We start from the raw sequence: 15,142 nt of genomic DNA on the forward strand, positions 1-15,142 counted from the left end.
AAGCCCCACCAGCCGCAACCGATGGGGAACGTATTACTTATTAATTTTGACCGTCTTACTCTTACCATCCCAATCCACCCGCGCACCAAGCGACTCAGCGATGACACGGACCGGTACATAAGCCAGCCCATTAATCATAATTCCATCGAGCGTCTTCTTACCGTTTACATCCACATTAACTTTATCGCTCACAGACGCTGACGAAGCTTCCTTTTTGTTAAATAACTCTAGTTCCGCTTCACGCCTACGCACTAGACCAGTCAGCACTTTCCCCCCAGCCTTATCATATTTGGTTATGCTATCTGCAATTTGAGCGATCGTCCGGTCTTTGCAAAGCGTCTGCAAGTTACCTGGACCACAGTTATAGCAAAATGATACTAGCGCATCAAATTGATTTTGATTAAGTTGCACTGTCACCGGCACATAGGATGGATTGTTTACATACGCTTCATACTTTTTCAAATCATCAACAAACATAGCGTCAGCTCTAGCTTGTGTGACTGTCATTCCTGCCGTAACGTCTGGGCCGTAATGCCCCCATCCGATGGTCCAGAATGTTTCAGTTGGTACAGGTTTGTACGCCTTTAAGCGGCAACCCTCGAAATTTTTAATAAGCTTGATACCTGCTTCTAATATTTTACGACTCATTATTTACCTTCACCCTTTCTTGAATCAGCCCGTTCTACTTTTTTCTGCAATTCATTTTCTACCCAGTCCGTTATCTTATTAAGCAGCCATTCGGGAAACCAATTCCCCCACCCTGCGCGGATCGCATTCGCCGTCATCGACTGCAAATGATGATAGAGCACGCCGATAACAAGCGCCCCAAATAATACGTCCGGAAGCCCGAATGCTTGATCCAACAAATGGCCGCCCGCGGGAAGAAGCAAGATGAAAAATGTCCTGAACACACCATCTATCCCGTATCTGCTCCCATATGATTTATCTTTCTGTGCGGCACGAATGCCGGTGATCCAATCTAAAATTACAAAGAAAGTTAATGCGATCATTAAGCCGCGTGCGGTACTGCTTATTCCGTAAAAGAAATTAAAGCCAGGCACCAATAGGGCGCCTGCGATATATGACCAGGCTTTTTCCACGTACATATCCCCCTCAAATAAAATAGCCCCCGGACTCCCGAGGGCATAATAATAGCGCCTACCATATCGGCGGCGCTTAAGCTTCTACGACTCCACTCTTAACGATAATATAATCCTCGACCGCTTTGCGATAGTCAGCGTTCGTGACATCGTCTAATTCAAACGGTCGTTGTTTCAACGGGTTTTCACCGCCGCCTAAGATTCTCTCTGCCAAGATACGTACAATAACCTCGTTTACCATTACAAAATCCCTCCCACTTTTTCGTTTTCTTGCATCAACAGCTGGTCCTCTAATTCTTTGATCCGATCGGCTTCCGTCGGCACCTGCGGTACATATCCGTCGATTACGATCCGCTCCACAATCGGCGCGTCTTTTGGTTTTGTGACGTCAATATGGTACGCAGACGCGAGACGGAAATTGTTCTCGGCGTAACCATAAGGTAGGTCAATAAAATCAATTTCTAGCGGACGCAACCCTTCTTGAAGGCTACCTGCCATTTCCTCAAATGTCCCGTTTAGTATCTTTCCAGTTTGACTATCGTATATAAGCCTTTTACCAAGTTCCATCCTAGATCACCTCGTAATTTTGATTACTATTCATATGCATACCATGTGTAAGTAGCTGCTGCAAGATCAGTCGGCACTCTAAACCCACCTTGTGTAACATAGGCTTGTGTACCGTCTAACCGCCAAAATACCTTATAACCATTTTCGACATATCTATACCCATCACGCATTTGATTTTCGTTATACATTACTTGTGCTGCGGAGAAGTACAACAATATTGTCGACGGTTTGAAGGCTAAACCAAGTACCTCAGCTGGATACGCTCTCCCAATTGAACCATCGTTATTAAGTGTGAATTGCCAAAGACTTGAACCACTTGTTACTTGACCTGTTGCATAGCGTTTCGAATTAGTTCCTGTACCCGCTATCCTCTGACCCTGTGAATACGCGACCTTACCTACAGCAAGATCGCCCGCCGTGATGTTTCCGTCACTTGTGTACGTACCTGTCTTAAACAGCCCCGTGCCACTCACTCCGTACTTTTGACCGAACTGCACGCTATTTGGAGTGATTCCGAACACACCCATTTTGAACTTTGTAGTATCAGTTATGCGACCGTATATATTAGGCTTGTATGTGAAGTATGACCCGATATAGCCGCCTGTCATCTCCTCGATGGATTCCATCTTATCTGACCCAACAGTCATCGTAGAGTACGCCAAATCTTGCATAGTACCTGTATACTTCATGCCCCGCGAGTACGCGATGAGCCCAGCGAGCAGGCTGGACGAGTCAAGCAGCGTGCCGTCAGATGTAAACGTACCTGTGACAACTAAGGTCTGGTTGTCTACGTTCCCCATCTCGATACCGTGCTTGATGTTCTCAGGTCTCAAGTTGTCGATCTGGACTTGTAGGGTTGACGTGGAATCAATGTACCCGTTACCGTTCGGCTGGAACGTTACTGTGGTGTATAACGGTGCCACGTCTATGGCTTTGATATAGCCTGAGCTCATCAGCGGGAAAGCCTTGCCGATGTAGTTCGGCATTGTGCCTACATACTTGACGCCTAAAGCATATCCAATGAACCCTGCAAGAATCCTAGAAGCGTTGACCGTTCCATCACTGGTGAACGTACCAGTCATGTACCCGTCTGTCCATCCGGGGTTTCCCACCATCACCCCCGCTTTTATATTCGACGGCAACAGGTTCGAAACGTCCAGCTTGATGTCTGTCGTTGTAGTTACGTACCCCGCTGTGTTGGGCTTAAACTGGATAGAGCCTAATTTCTGAGTATCATCATAGAGAACCTTATTGATGAATGTCAAGGCTACTGTTGGGAAAGTCTTATTATTATAGTTCTTAATCGCCCCAGCGTACCGTACACCCTTTGAGTACATTATTCCACTTTCAAGTACCCATGTTGCATCTCCATTTCCATCTGAGGTGAACGTACCTGTTACTATCGCTTCTCCTCCTATTACTGTGTTGCCTATTACCTGTCCGTGTGCGATTCTGTCGGCGTAAAGCCCTGCTATCCGTTGCTTCCAAACAGTGGTATTCGTGAGGTACCCTCCTGTCGGTGGAGTTACCTCGAACGCAGGCACGTTGTCCGACCCGTCAATATAATACTTCTTTATCGATCCATATCCTACAAGGTAGTCTTTTCCACTCCAGTTCTTCATAGAGCCTGCATACTTGACACCCTTCGAGTACATCACAGCCCCTTCAAGCAGCCAAGTTGCGTCACCAACGCCGTCAGACGTGAATGTGCCTGTGATACTCGATCCTGCTGGCGCTCCATTCTGTAAGTTCCCTACCTTCACCCCGTGCTTAATGTTACTATCTATGAGGTAGTTAACTGTCTGTTGAATAACGGTGTTAGCGTCAACATACATAGCGCCCGTTGGTTTTAAATCTATTATGATGCTGTTAGGGTCTGACCCGTGCGCTCTAACGGCTGATATCATGGTGGCACCACTGACTATTGGTTTACCGCCGTTATTTACCATCGTACCTGTTACTAATCCGGTATCTGTTCCGATCGTCTTAGGATTCAATACGTGCGCTGCGGTAGCGTCTCCGTACTCACCCCCTTCACCCTGTAAGATAAAAGCCGCCGTACCAGCGCTGTATCTTAGTGTGTAAATGCCATCCTTCTTGAGCGTCGCAGGGTTACCGTTCGCTTTTTTAATTGGTGCTGCCGCGAGCGTTCCCCATTTGATAGTAGGATTTGCTCCGCTGTCGACATGCGCCGTGATTACAAGGCAGGTCTTATCGACAAGCGCTGTTGGGTTCGGTGACGATGAACACGTATACGCTGTGCTTGTTCCGGCTGTAGTTCCACCATCTGCCTGGTGTTTGACATAATCTTCTTTGTGATTTACGATATCAAGCTTGTTGTTTTCCGCCAACGCTTGAATATACATTTCAGCGTAGTTCTGAGCGTCATTTTCCGTCGTTAGGCGTGCGATGTTATTAACTGCATCCGATACCGTACCGTTAAGCCCCACCTTATACTGTACGTCCGTCTGAGACACGTTAGCGGAATAAGAGTAATTATCCAACGTTAAATAACTTGCAAAGTACTGCGCATTAGGATTGAACTCTTCCACTTTAATCTTAGGCCTTTCCAAACCGTACATATTAGCTGTAGAAGCAAGGAATGGCACATTTGTTTTAATACCCTCGTCTATTCTAAGAATCTTTTTAACACGCTTTTTAAATACCGTGCTTTCAAAACTTCCCGATGTAGTATTACTGTAATAAAAACCATCATTTCCATTCTTGAATATAATAGGCTCTTTGAAAATAGCCCCTGACTCAACCGTAATCACATTACCGCCTGGATGAAGCGAAATAGATCCATCTGCATCGTTTACTTTGCTTATTACAGGTGTAGCAAGTGCATAATCAAGTGTTGCCCAGCCTGTCCAGCCCGGAGCCTTGTTTGCAGCTACCCATGCCTCTGTGTTAGTCGTCGCTGCCTTGCCATCGAGAATCGACACCCACGATGTATACTTGCTACTATCGTTGGCTGTGGCTTTCCATCCGTTCATCAAAGCTTTGACTGCATTAGCATTAGGATTGAGGGTGTCTGTCCACCCTGTATCAGCGTTATCCACGGTTATATTAAGATTTGTATTAACATTTGATGGGTTGTATAACCCACTAATATCGGCTGCGGGATAGTTCCCTCCGTTATTAACAAGTAGTTTTCCATTGAATTTAGTTACTACTTCCGAGTTTGTTATACCATAATAGACATTGTCTAATCTAATTCTCTTGAAGCCCGTTAAGCCTTGTGCAAGTACCCACGACTGACTACCATCAAGTACATTCATAATACTAACACGCCGATTCAACGTCGCTTCTGTCCCTCTTACGGTTACTTCATCCCGTACCCCATTGACTTCACCTAGTGTTGCAGGTAAAAGAACTCGTTGATCTTCGCGTGGTTCAAATGAGGCCTCCACGGTGCTAATCGTTAGCATTGGATAATAAATAATTGCACTAGTATTAGGAGTGGTGCTTGAAATATAGATTCCAATTTCGTAATCAGTTCCAGTTGTGGAATCAAAGATCAATTGACCTTTACCAGCTAGGAATGGCTTTGTTGCAATTTGAGTCATTTTACTATCGTAAACATAAACACTTATATTGTCATTTGTTTCAAAAGCAAGCGTATGTTTTGAGTTTGGTGCGGTTCTTATTTTGCAAGTCATCATTCCGCTACCTGATGTTCTTGTCATTTTAGCTACGTAATTAGATGTAATCTCAATTTTATCAATTGGAAAATTACCATCACTTCTTTTTGTAATCCATTCAGTAAATGGTGGAATTAGGTTTTTCCCTTGCTTGGTAATCACAATACCCTGTACAGGCTTACGTCCATCGATGTGCGGGATATAGTCTCGGATGTTGCTCTCTGTGATTGTAGTGCCGATTGCATTCCAGAGAGTGTCGTCGGTGACTTCACAAAAATCCACATTTCTAAACTGAACCCATCCAGCCGTTCCTGCAGGATCATAATTTGCTAAAGCTATATATGCATTATTCGAATCCGCAACTGTAACCAATTTTACATATAAAGTTTTATTAACCTTTGTTGTTACACTAACTACAGGATTCCCCTCGTTAGAGCCTAAGTTCAACACTAGTCTAGCAGTCGATACCCCATCTGATTCAGCGTCTACAATCGCAATGTATTTCCTTCCAGCAATAACTTTATTATGAGGTGTTCCAGTAGCGCTGGCGATATACCTTTCATTTTGTAGCGTATCCGATGATAAGGACTCAATTTTTTGATAGTTACCATTAAAAGTATATTTCCCTTGACCGGCAGGAGATCTCCTCCAGGTATCAGCAACTCCATCTGCGTTAGCATCTTTAAGTGTCCCCAAATCCCCTAGCCTGTTAGTTAGCATCACTCCATATACAGTTAAATCCACCGCGCTGGCTTGATCTGCATTGATTAGGTTAGCGCTGGGGCCAAGGGATTGCTTTAGAACGACTTCATTTACTTTTGAGTCGGTATATGCTTTTGCATCAGTTAGTGCTTTGTCTGCCCTTGTCTGAGCCCCCGCTGGCGTCTCTGCACCAATTTGCGTCGTAGTAACCCCATGTGGATTATCCTTGCGATTAGCGTGAGCATCAACCTTCGCTTGAGCACCAGCAGGGGTCTCCCTTGCATTCCATCCTGTTCTTTCGGCGGCTGTTATGTGTTTAACAGTGTCGTTCGCGTGAGCGTCAACTTTTGCTTGAGCTCCTGCAGGAGTTTCCTTCGCATTCCAGGCCGTTCTTTCGGCAGCAGAAATATGGATTGTAGTATCATTCTTATGAGCATCAACCTTGGCTTGCGCCCCCGCCGGGGTTTCCTTGGCATTCCAAGCAGCACGTTCGGCCTGGGTAATATGGATGACCGAATCTGCCTTGTGTGAATCATATGCCGCTTTCAAATCATTGAATTCATTCAGCTTTGCAAACACCAAAGATTGATCAATAACCGCAGTGACATTCGTTGCATTGCTAATAATCACATTCGCATATACATACTTCTCGATGATATCGGACCCGCCACCTGCAGGAATGTATTCCGCATTCGTGCCAGCATTTGCATAGCAGTATAGAATCTCACCTTCATCCGGATCCTGTGCGAAAATACCAATTTCTCTAAAATAAAAGCCTGTCGTGATATCGTGGTTTGTTAGTAGTGCCCCGATTACAGCACGGCCAGCTTCCTGTACGCGAAGTTCCCTGATCTGGAGGGACTTCTTCTCATTAATAAGCTTCTTCAAATCTAAAACAGAAGCGCCCTTAAGCTCGCCGTCACCAAGAGCTATTCTTGTGTATTTCAATTGCACACCTGTTTGCGCCTTGGTCTCAAGATTACGTCCTTTGTTCGTAAACATCATGCCGCCGAAAGCTCCCATACTACCCCTCCTGTCTTACATACATGTATTCGCCCATATGCAGGACCCCTGCAAAAATAGTTGGTAAATCTGTGGTTTGTGTAATAATGACCTTCTCAAGCCGGGACCGTAAGTTCTTGACGGTATCGATCGCACGAATGAACTCCTGGGCTTTCGCTGCAGTCGCTTCCGGATCGTCAGTCAATACACGGAAGTAATACGGCTTGCCTCCATACTCGTACCATTCCTCAACCTTGCCTCCCCCAAAGACGGTCGAAATAAGTTCTTCGACGGCGCTTGGCGTACCTTTGCGTCGATGCCAAGGGATTGCATTCTTAACCAGTTCCCGGCACTGTTGGAGCGGCAACTTTGGATCGTAGAAATCGATATGCAGCTCCCAAGCCATCTCGTCGACTTCCTCCGTTGTAAGTTCGTCCATACGTGAGTATCGAGGAAGCTTATTAATCTCATCCGTGATCTGTTGCATCTCGCTATCGATTGCCTTAGCTGCAGCAACCACTTTAGGATCCTGCAATAAATTTGGCGGGATAAGGTCAAGCAAACTTATTTCGTTGATATTAATCATCGGCCATTCCCCCATAGGTCACATTGGGAGCGGATGCTGTTGCTATCTCCGATGTGTTGACCTCTGTGAAGATTGGCTTTACGACATTTACTCGGCTTGCACCGGCGACCATCACTCTCCGGATTAATTCAGAGGGATTGATATCGCGGCCAAGCTTTGACTTTTGCCATAGCATATAATCGTTAACGGCCTGAATCACCGCCGCCTGTATCGCGGTAGCTTCTGCGGCCCTTTCACGGCTGATCCAATACGTGAATTCAATTGAAAATGACTTCATGGTCGGCGCTTTGACAACGACCTTATCTGTTAGTGGCCGTATTCTCCTGTCATTAAGCGCACCCGCGACCGCATCAAGGATATCCTGCGAAGGGGGCGCGCCCCCGGCGAGCAGCGGCACGACTTGCACCACCGCGTCGCTCGGCGAACTTACACCAACGTCTACGATTGCGGGGCTTGCAGTCTTGGCCCAATGCTGATATGCACCCTCTGGCCCAGCCGTCGAAAATCCTTCGGGAGCCGTCCGGATCCGCTCACGATAAGAGTCGTCCGATTCTCTTTCAGCTCCGCCTGCGCTTGACGTAATATTTTGCACGGTTGCTACAAAAGGGATAAGGTCCACCAATGTATCTAATTGACCAGGCAAGAAACCATTCCCAACTGTTCCTGCTTGTACACATTCGCAGGGAACGTCCACCGTTAAAGAGCCTGGAAGAATTTCTGCAACACCCTTTGTAATGAAAAACAATTGACTCCCACTGCCTGTGATCCTTGTCCCTACTGGAATAGTTATGGCCGATGGCCTCGGGGCTGAGAGAGTGAATTTCACAGTGGTTTGTGCCGGCGATGCTGCTAATCGATTTGTCTCGCTTCGAGCTCCAATATGATCAAGGAAGTTCCCAAATGCATATTTCAAGTGATCCATCTTTTTCACATGATTAATTAGCACCCTCTGCTGCACAATAATTTGTGTTATTGCCAATAAAAAAAGGCGTACAGGATCGCCGGGTAATAACCTCCGACCTTCTGCCGCCTCATATACAGTAATGATGTTATTCAAGGTTTTCTCAACATCATCATCCACAAAACTTATGTCTGGTAGTTGCTCAAGGTTCAAAACGTCACCCCCTCGGCTATTTTATATTTCACATTTGGATTCACCTTCCCGTCCTCGCCGGGTTGGTACGTTACGGCTTCCACGACAATCCTCGGCTCAAGATCCTGCAGCGCAGATATAATCCTGTTCGTCATCTGCGCTTGTAATATATTCACGGGTAAATCGGTATCCGTAGAATCTAGCCCAAACGACCGATTAAGCGGAACGGATCCCGCGACGGTTTCGATAATGCATACAACATTCTGGTGGATCTCTTCATCGATGCTTTTCGGACTAAAGTTTACAATCATTTCGCATACTCCTTCAGTTCGATCTGGATCTCAGCAGTTAAAATATTCCCTTCGTTATCCAACGTTTTAAAAGCTTCGTTTAAGGTCGAGATAACCCACTTATAGGTTCCTAGTGCTTTCCCGCCAATTGTCAGTGTATAGGCCTTTCCACCGCGATCCATTGTTACCAACCTATCAAGTTCAAGGCGGGGATCCACACCCAAGTAGATGTTGAATTTCATTGTGAATGTGACAGTATCCAGCCCAGGGCCAATATATTGCAGTAATGGCTTTTTCCCGAGTACAGCATGTTCAGCCCATCGCCCCGCGGTAGCCCGTTGAAAATCATCGAATGTCCGGATCTTGTCATGGCTTACTAAGAAATTTACCTCACCAAAGGAGCCGATCATAGGTCTCCACTCCCCGGTGTATATCCGTTGATCTTACCCGAAACATCAAGGTTACCAGTAATCTTCAAATCCGATGTGCTGACTTTGCCGTTCAGGAGTATCTCCGCTGCTTTGATCGTAAGTTTCCCATTCTCATATACAATCTGATTATCATCATCAAACCATATCCCCCAAGTTCCAGGGCTTGCCTCTGGTATGACCGTTTGATAAACAGCAATACAAAACCCCTCCGACTCAGTGAACAGACATATAACTTCGTCACCCACTTCCGGAAGCATGTAATACTGGGAACGCCCTGGAGGGACGAGTACAGTAAGATCATTTGAAACAGATGTATCTAACCCATTAAATACAACGCGAACCGTCATATTTTCAGCGTTAACAGTCGACACTTCACCATGTCGTACCCATTGCATAATTACCACCCCAATACCTTTCGCAATTCCATTCGTGATACATAGCCATTGCTACCGACCTGATGAGTCACCTTATCGACGATATACTTCCCATCGAATTTGCCGAAGCCTACGATCGTCACAACAACGCCTGCAGCAATACGAATATCGCCTACAATGGTCATCGTCGCCCTATTCGCTTGTTTGTTCCTCTCACGTAGCCGGTTCTTAGCGATCCGCAGCGCGTCGGCCTGTGATTTCGCGGTTTCCTTTATACGCAAAACAGGCCCGTTCGCAGGTGCGCCGGGCGGAGTATATGTTACCTTTTTCGTTACGCTAACAGCCTTCTTTGTTCCCTTTTTCTTGCTGGTGCTCGTGGTTTTGGTTGACTCCTCATATGTGACTTCACAAGCACGATAGGCACAATTGGCCGCCGACCATTCGAAGTTGTAATCAATTAGGTTATCTTTGCCACGCTCAAACGTAGCAACGGATTTTCCCTTCTCAAATTTCGCTTCGTCGAAGAGAACAAGCTTTCCTTCCGTGACCTTAACGGCAATTCCTTCTTGCTTGGTCAAATCGAGCAAAAAGGCAAGATCCGTTTGCTCTTGTTGTTCGATTCGATCATACGTAGGATCGTCTGGCACTTCTCGAACAAGCTTTAATCCTGCCCTTTTAGCTATATCTGCGGATATGGTCGATAGTTTTACTTTCTCCCAAACCTTCGTCCTTTTGACTTGCCTAGCATCCGAAGAAACGGGGAATGAAGCTGCCTTAATATCAATTAAATCAGGTGGGCCAGTGAAAGTAAGGCCATCTACATGAAATGTACCGCAAGGGTATTTCTTCTGGTCCCCCTCCTTATACCAATTAAAAACTTCGATGGCTACAGAAACCTTGTCCCCTTCTACCGGTGCCCACGATTTCTGCCACTTGTTATCTCTATCCGAAACCGTTATAGAGAGATCATCGAGCTCCCCGCTTGAAGCATCGGTATAACTTAAATCGGTCACATAATTCATGAGACTTTCTGTGATATTCTTTCCGTTATAATTAATGTGAATTTTGGAAGACCTCATAATTAATCGCCTCTTTTCCAAGGCGGTAAATCTTCCGATACCTCTTCGGGTTTATCCGGAATAGCCAGGGTATAACCCGCGTCGAAAATCACAACCCACACATGCTCAGGATTGGCAGACATAAGCAGAGGGAACAGCATTTCGTTTCCATACACTTTGAATGATATTGCATCCCATGTGTCCCCTTGGATCGTTTTATACTGGCCCACTCATACTCACTCTCCCTTTTTGTCTGAAGTATGCTTCGATCTTACGCGCAAAGTCTTCATTGCTCTTTTGCAACGCTTGCTCGATAAGTTTAATCGTGCTCGAATCTGCATTTCCTTGAACAACTACACTCGACTTATTTTCAATGGTTATAGGTGGACCTGAAACCACAGGACTTGTCTGTGCGCGTTGACCAAAAGATGCAGCATCCGAAGCCAAAGGATTGCTTCTTGGTTGTTGCTCAGTACGCCCCATCATTTGATTAACTCTATCTAAGATCGCATGAGAGCGTGGTTTGTTATTGATTGGGATAAATGCTTCAGGACCAGCTTCCCCGTATACTCCGACATGAGGTTTATTAACGATATCACCATCAGCATAATGTGGGATTTTTAGCCTAAATGGTTCAGGGATTACATCAGAAGGAGCAGGCTTCGGAGTGATTCCCGAAGTCTTCTGGATAACTTCTAATTCCAATGTTGTTTTCGCAGGCAAAAGGTTCATCTCTTGTCTTAACTTCGACACTTTGTCAAAGGCCTCTTGGAAATGCTTCTTCTGCTCATCAGTCATAAACTGATATCTCTTCGCTTGATCTTCAAGTGTTCCTTCGAGTTTTGTCTCTTGCTCGTGATACTTCTTAGCAGCATCATACATAGACAGATAACTTTGTTCGACTATTTGCAATTCTTCGCTTGCTTTTTGCCAGTTCTCATAGTTATCTTGGTATGATTTATACAATGCATCCCTCTCTTCGTACACATTGTTCCAGTTTCCGAGATATGATTTACCGGTTGTATTTTCCAACTCATTCAGTAAAGTTTCTAGCTGTGCTTGTTGATCATGTAGTGACAGCCTGGTATTGTATACAACTTCATTTTGTCGAGCAATAAAATCATTATATAAAACGTAATCTGCCCGCTGCTTCTCGTACTCTGACTCATACTTTGGTACGTCACTTTTAAGTTTCGAATACTCCTTCTCCACTTGAGGTCGCTTGGCTATGTTATCCGTTACCGTCTTTTGAAGCTCAATCCTGCCCATCTTTTCTTTAGCATCGTTCAAACGATCAGCTAACTCAGCTTGTTCCCGAAGCTTGTCTGTTTTGGCGCTTTCAGATTTTATAATATCCGGGTTCAAGTCGATTAGTTGCTGTTCAATATCTGCCAACTTCTCGCGTGCTGTCGTCAATTCCTCTGAAGGTGTCTTTGAATCCTGTATTTTGGTATTAAGACGATCATACTCAGCAATTAGATCCTTCGTTTTTTGCCTGTGCTCTACAATCGCTGAATAGTCGGAGAAAGCTGTGTCAAATGAATCTTTCATATGGATCAATGATTGTCTTGCGTTTTCGTTGTGACGTTTATAGGCTATAACACCTGCCGTCAGTAATCCTACGGCACCAACTGCCATCCCCACCGGGTTAGTCAAAAAGGTAGCAGCTCTCCCAAGAAGTGCAATACCTTTCGCTGCACCTGAACCCGCCTCCTGGACTTTACCCAATCCCTTGATAAAATTCGCTGTTTTGTTTACACCTTGACCCACTTTCACAGCAGCCATTGCAGCAGCCGTTACACCAATCATTTTCGGTGCTGCTTTGAGAACAGATAGTAAAGTGTTACCCCATGCTTTAGCCTGGCGTGTATTCATCCATGACTGGAACTGCTCCGAAGCATCGGCAGCTTGCAAGGCGAGATCCTTAATCAAAGGTAGCGTTGGTTCCAGGACTGATATCTGCAATGTCTCCATCGCTCCGCGGAATTGTTCTATGCCACCCTTGGCGTTATCCATACGTTTCTTTGCGACATCGAGAGCAGTAACCTTACTCATTTCTTCGGTAAAGTTTCTTACGCCGTCTGCGCCTTCTTCATACAAGATATTCGCTGCGCGGATTGCGTCGGTACCGAACATCGTTTTAAGTGCAACTTGGCGCTGCTCTGATGTAAGAGCCGACAAAGATTTACGCAATGCACCAGCAATGTGATCCAAAGATTGAAGATTACCGTTAGCGTCATAAAACTCGGAGCTCATCGCGCCCGCATTAAACGCCATTTCTCGGAAAGATTTGTTCGCCTTATCTGAACCGACCTTTGCTCCTTGTGTTTTAGCAGCAAATGTCATCATTGCGTCGACAATATCTTTGGTTGATTTCGAAGCTGGCTTAACGCCCTGGCGTTCCAGGAACTCCAGTGCCTTTGTTGCATTAAAGGTTGTAAGTCCTAGGCGTTCAAACTCAGATTGTGCATCCGCTGTTATCGGCGACAGGTTCAAAAGCATCGTTTTCAGCGATGTACCTGCATCTGATCCTTTTAATCCATTATTCGCGAATACCCCAAGCGCAACGTTGGTATCCTTAAATTTCATGCCTACACCGGAAGCAACAGCAGACGCTTGTGACAAGGACATTTTCAATTCCATTACACCGGTTGCGGAAGCATTCGCGGTACCTGCTAAGATATCCGCTACTTTAGAAGCTTCAAGCCCGTCCTTCTTGAAGGCGTTTAACGCGGTAGACATGATCTCGGCTGAGTCTGCAAGCCCGATCTCGCCGGCTGCAGCCATGTTGAGTGCTGCAGCTAAGCCACCATCAAGCACCTGTTGGGCGCTAAGACCCGCCTTGATCATTTCCTCCATGCCCTGGGCCGCTTCAAGAGCAGAATATTTTGTTCTAGCTCCTTCTTTTAGCGCAAGATCGTGTACTTTCTTCATCTCGGACGTTGCCATACCACTTACTGCTTGTATGGAATCAAGTTGAGCTTCAAAGTCAATCGACTTATTTAATGAGCTTGCAAGTACTGCCCCAGCACCTAATCCTGCAGTTAAGGGAAGTAGACTCTTAGACAATACATTCCGCATCTTGTGTGATGCAGATTCCGTATTCCTCATCTCGGATTGAGTACGTTTTAGATCCTCGCGGACAGGTTGTGTAAGGGATGATTTGCCGGAGCCTTTTTCAAGCTTCTTTGCCGCATCAGTCAGCTTCTTATAATCGTTCGCCGCATCCGTTATTGTCTTACGAAACGATGATTCGAGCTGGCCGGCAAGCCTGAACTCCACTTCATACGCTTTTGTCATTTATCCCTCACCCCTCGCCTTTGAATAATTCGTACCAATCAAAAAGCTCCCAAATCGGGAGCTGGAGATAATAAGAAATCGGTGTATACGATTCTTTACAAAGAAAAGCGACTGCCTCCATGAGCAGTCGCTTTGTATTTGAATCATTTTTTAAGAGTCTATACCGATAAAAAAATGCTGGACCCTCGTAGTAATAGCTGAGAAATCCCGTGCCTTGATATTGTGATAGAATTCCATTGGCAATCCAGATAGATGGGAAGCTGTTAGAATTTGATACTCTTTCGAGTACTCCCTAATATTCACGGCTTCATTCATCCGATCTGCTGCCATAAACTCTCGATCGATGCGTATTAAAACTTCGCCGGTTAGCATTTCAAAGTCTAGCTCGATTCCCGTTATCGTTTGCCCATGAAACTCAATTGGATTTAGCAGTTCAATTGTTTCTTTCATCCGGATCCCCTCCTATAGTGCCAAAATATTACGAAGTTTGGCTCGATAATCGAATCCATCCACGACATAAATATTATTCAATTTATCGATCTCGATCAGAACAGCTCCATCTTCCTCGACTTTAAGATAAATACATTCCATTTCATTGCTGCCGTCCATTGTTGTGGCAGCCTCTGCTTTTCCTAGATCCAGTTTCTTTGGAAATGCACGAACAGTGATTTTTTTCCCCACTTCATCATGTTCGCTAGTTGTCTTATTGAATACCTGGATCGCAGCTCGGAACTCAATTAAATGCGCTTTGGGTTTCATAAGCTGAACTGCTTCGCGAGTCGGGGTTGTACGCCAATTAAAAATAATCGGCATAGGCCCAAAGTGCCCTGGTGTAATTGAATCGATTTCACCAGCGATACCTGCGCCTTTTAAAGTATCCGACATCATTTCGAGGGCCGGTAATTGCACGCTCGTAACCCCTAAGTACGTATTTCCTTCAAGGAAAGTGGTATAATCTATCAGTTTCTCATCAATCAAAGTACGACTCATTTATT

At 45.4% G+C, this 15,142-nt stretch carries 15 protein-coding genes; all 15 read right to left on the reverse strand.

All coding sequences use genetic code 11. From position 1 onward, the window contains the following. Positions 1–33: 33 nt before the first annotated feature. The 15 genes from BVG16_RS33395 to BVG16_RS16375 all read right to left on the reverse strand — a co-directional run bounded on the left by BVG16_RS33395 (position 34) and on the right by BVG16_RS16375 (position 15,137). Entirely contained in the window at positions 34–648 is a 615-nt protein-coding gene (locus BVG16_RS33395) for a glycoside hydrolase family protein (RefSeq protein ID WP_078500119.1), read from the reverse strand. Further along, a complete protein-coding gene (locus tag BVG16_RS16315; RefSeq protein WP_078499747.1) occupies positions 648–1,106 on the reverse strand; it encodes a phage holin family protein in 459 nt (152 codons plus the stop codon). The genes BVG16_RS33395 and BVG16_RS16315 overlap by 1 nt, the downstream gene beginning before the upstream one ends. Before the next feature lie 70 nt (positions 1,107–1,176). Then, on the reverse strand, positions 1,177–1,341 hold the full coding sequence (locus tag BVG16_RS33155) for a hypothetical protein (protein WP_198957487.1): 165 nt from the start codon (positions 1,339–1,341) through the stop codon (positions 1,177–1,179). After that, a complete protein-coding gene (locus BVG16_RS16320; RefSeq protein ID WP_078499748.1) occupies positions 1,341–1,667 on the reverse strand; it encodes a hypothetical protein in 327 nt (108 codons plus the stop codon). Before BVG16_RS16320 ends, BVG16_RS33155 begins: the two co-directional genes overlap by 1 nt. A gap of 26 nt (positions 1,668–1,693) precedes the next feature. Further along, entirely contained in the window at positions 1,694–7,036 is a 5,343-nt protein-coding gene (locus BVG16_RS16325; protein WP_078499749.1) for a phage tail-collar fiber domain-containing protein, read from the reverse strand. Position 7,037: 1 nt separating this feature from the next. Then, positions 7,038–7,601, reverse strand: a complete 564-nt coding sequence (locus BVG16_RS16330; protein ID WP_078499750.1) for a phage tail protein I — start codon at positions 7,599–7,601, stop codon at positions 7,038–7,040. Next, positions 7,594–8,523, reverse strand: coding sequence for a baseplate J/gp47 family protein (locus BVG16_RS16335; RefSeq protein ID WP_233147075.1), 930 nt, complete (start codon positions 8,521–8,523; stop codon positions 7,594–7,596). The genes BVG16_RS16330 and BVG16_RS16335 overlap by 8 nt, the downstream gene beginning before the upstream one ends. Positions 8,524–8,711: 188 nt before the next feature. Further along, the gene (locus BVG16_RS16340; protein WP_078499752.1) at positions 8,712–9,005 is read right to left on the reverse strand and encodes a GPW/gp25 family protein; all 294 of its coding nucleotides are present in this window, start codon (positions 9,003–9,005) and stop codon (positions 8,712–8,714) included. After that, the gene (locus BVG16_RS16345) at positions 9,002–9,394 is read right to left on the reverse strand and encodes a phage tail protein (RefSeq protein WP_078499753.1); all 393 of its coding nucleotides are present in this window, start codon (positions 9,392–9,394) and stop codon (positions 9,002–9,004) included. Before BVG16_RS16345 ends, BVG16_RS16340 begins: the two co-directional genes overlap by 4 nt. Next, positions 9,391–9,810, reverse strand: coding sequence for a hypothetical protein (locus tag BVG16_RS16350; protein WP_078499754.1), 420 nt, complete (start codon positions 9,808–9,810; stop codon positions 9,391–9,393). Before BVG16_RS16350 ends, BVG16_RS16345 begins: the two co-directional genes overlap by 4 nt. Positions 9,811–9,812: 2 nt before the next feature. After that, a complete protein-coding gene (locus tag BVG16_RS16355; protein WP_078499755.1) occupies positions 9,813–10,868 on the reverse strand; it encodes a phage late control D family protein in 1,056 nt (351 codons plus the stop codon). 2 nt (positions 10,869–10,870) lie between these two features. Then, complete coding sequence (locus tag BVG16_RS16360) at positions 10,871–11,077, reverse strand: tail protein X (protein WP_078499756.1); 207 nt, start codon at positions 11,075–11,077, stop codon at positions 10,871–10,873. Beyond that, entirely contained in the window at positions 11,064–14,147 is a 3,084-nt protein-coding gene (locus BVG16_RS16365; protein WP_078499757.1) for a phage tail tape measure protein, read from the reverse strand. The genes BVG16_RS16360 and BVG16_RS16365 overlap by 14 nt, the downstream gene beginning before the upstream one ends. A gap of 150 nt (positions 14,148–14,297) precedes the next feature. Next, positions 14,298–14,597, reverse strand: coding sequence for a phage tail assembly protein (locus tag BVG16_RS16370; protein ID WP_078499758.1), 300 nt, complete (start codon positions 14,595–14,597; stop codon positions 14,298–14,300). A gap of 12 nt (positions 14,598–14,609) precedes the next feature. Further along, positions 14,610–15,137 (reverse strand): phage major tail tube protein, encoded by a 528-nt coding sequence (locus BVG16_RS16375; protein ID WP_078499759.1) that lies wholly within the window; start codon positions 15,135–15,137, stop codon positions 14,610–14,612. Positions 15,138–15,142: the final 5 nt, after the last annotated feature.

The sequence above is a fragment of the Paenibacillus selenitireducens genome, from assembly GCF_002021565.1.
Taxonomy (GTDB): domain Bacteria; phylum Bacillota; class Bacilli; order Paenibacillales; family Paenibacillaceae; genus Paenibacillus_K; species Paenibacillus_K selenitireducens.

What these genes read in the sequence shown, in the direction of transcription:
- BVG16_RS33395 (WP_078500119.1), bottom strand. Translation starts at nt 648, where the DNA reads ATGAGTCGTAAAATATTAGAAGCAGGTATCAAGCTTATTAAAAATTTC.
- BVG16_RS16315 (WP_078499747.1), bottom strand. Translation starts at nt 1,106, where the DNA reads ATGTACGTGGAAAAAGCCTGGTCATATATCGCAGGCGCCCTATTGGTG.
- BVG16_RS33155 (WP_198957487.1), bottom strand. Translation starts at nt 1,341, where the DNA reads ATGGTAAACGAGGTTATTGTACGTATCTTGGCAGAGAGAATCTTAGGC.
- BVG16_RS16320 (WP_078499748.1), bottom strand. Translation starts at nt 1,667, where the DNA reads ATGGAACTTGGTAAAAGGCTTATATACGATAGTCAAACTGGAAAGATA.
- BVG16_RS16325 (WP_078499749.1), bottom strand. Translation starts at nt 7,036, where the DNA reads ATGGGAGCTTTCGGCGGCATGATGTTTACGAACAAAGGACGTAATCTT.
- BVG16_RS16330 (WP_078499750.1), bottom strand. Translation starts at nt 7,601, where the DNA reads ATGATTAATATCAACGAAATAAGTTTGCTTGACCTTATCCCGCCAAAT.
- BVG16_RS16335 (WP_233147075.1), bottom strand. Translation starts at nt 8,523, where the DNA reads ATGGATCACTTGAAATATGCATTTGGGAACTTCCTTGATCATATTGGA.
- BVG16_RS16340 (WP_078499752.1), bottom strand. Translation starts at nt 9,005, where the DNA reads ATGATTGTAAACTTTAGTCCGAAAAGCATCGATGAAGAGATCCACCAG.
- BVG16_RS16345 (WP_078499753.1), bottom strand. Translation starts at nt 9,394, where the DNA reads ATGATCGGCTCCTTTGGTGAGGTAAATTTCTTAGTAAGCCATGACAAG.
- BVG16_RS16350 (WP_078499754.1), bottom strand. Translation starts at nt 9,810, where the DNA reads ATGCAATGGGTACGACATGGTGAAGTGTCGACTGTTAACGCTGAAAAT.
- BVG16_RS16355 (WP_078499755.1), bottom strand. Translation starts at nt 10,868, where the DNA reads ATGAGGTCTTCCAAAATTCACATTAATTATAACGGAAAGAATATCACA.
- BVG16_RS16365 (WP_078499757.1), bottom strand. Translation starts at nt 14,147, where the DNA reads ATGACAAAAGCGTATGAAGTGGAGTTCAGGCTTGCCGGCCAGCTCGAA.
- BVG16_RS16370 (WP_078499758.1), bottom strand. Translation starts at nt 14,597, where the DNA reads ATGAAAGAAACAATTGAACTGCTAAATCCAATTGAGTTTCATGGGCAA.
- BVG16_RS16375 (WP_078499759.1), bottom strand. Translation starts at nt 15,137, where the DNA reads ATGAGTCGTACTTTGATTGATGAGAAACTGATAGATTATACCACTTTC.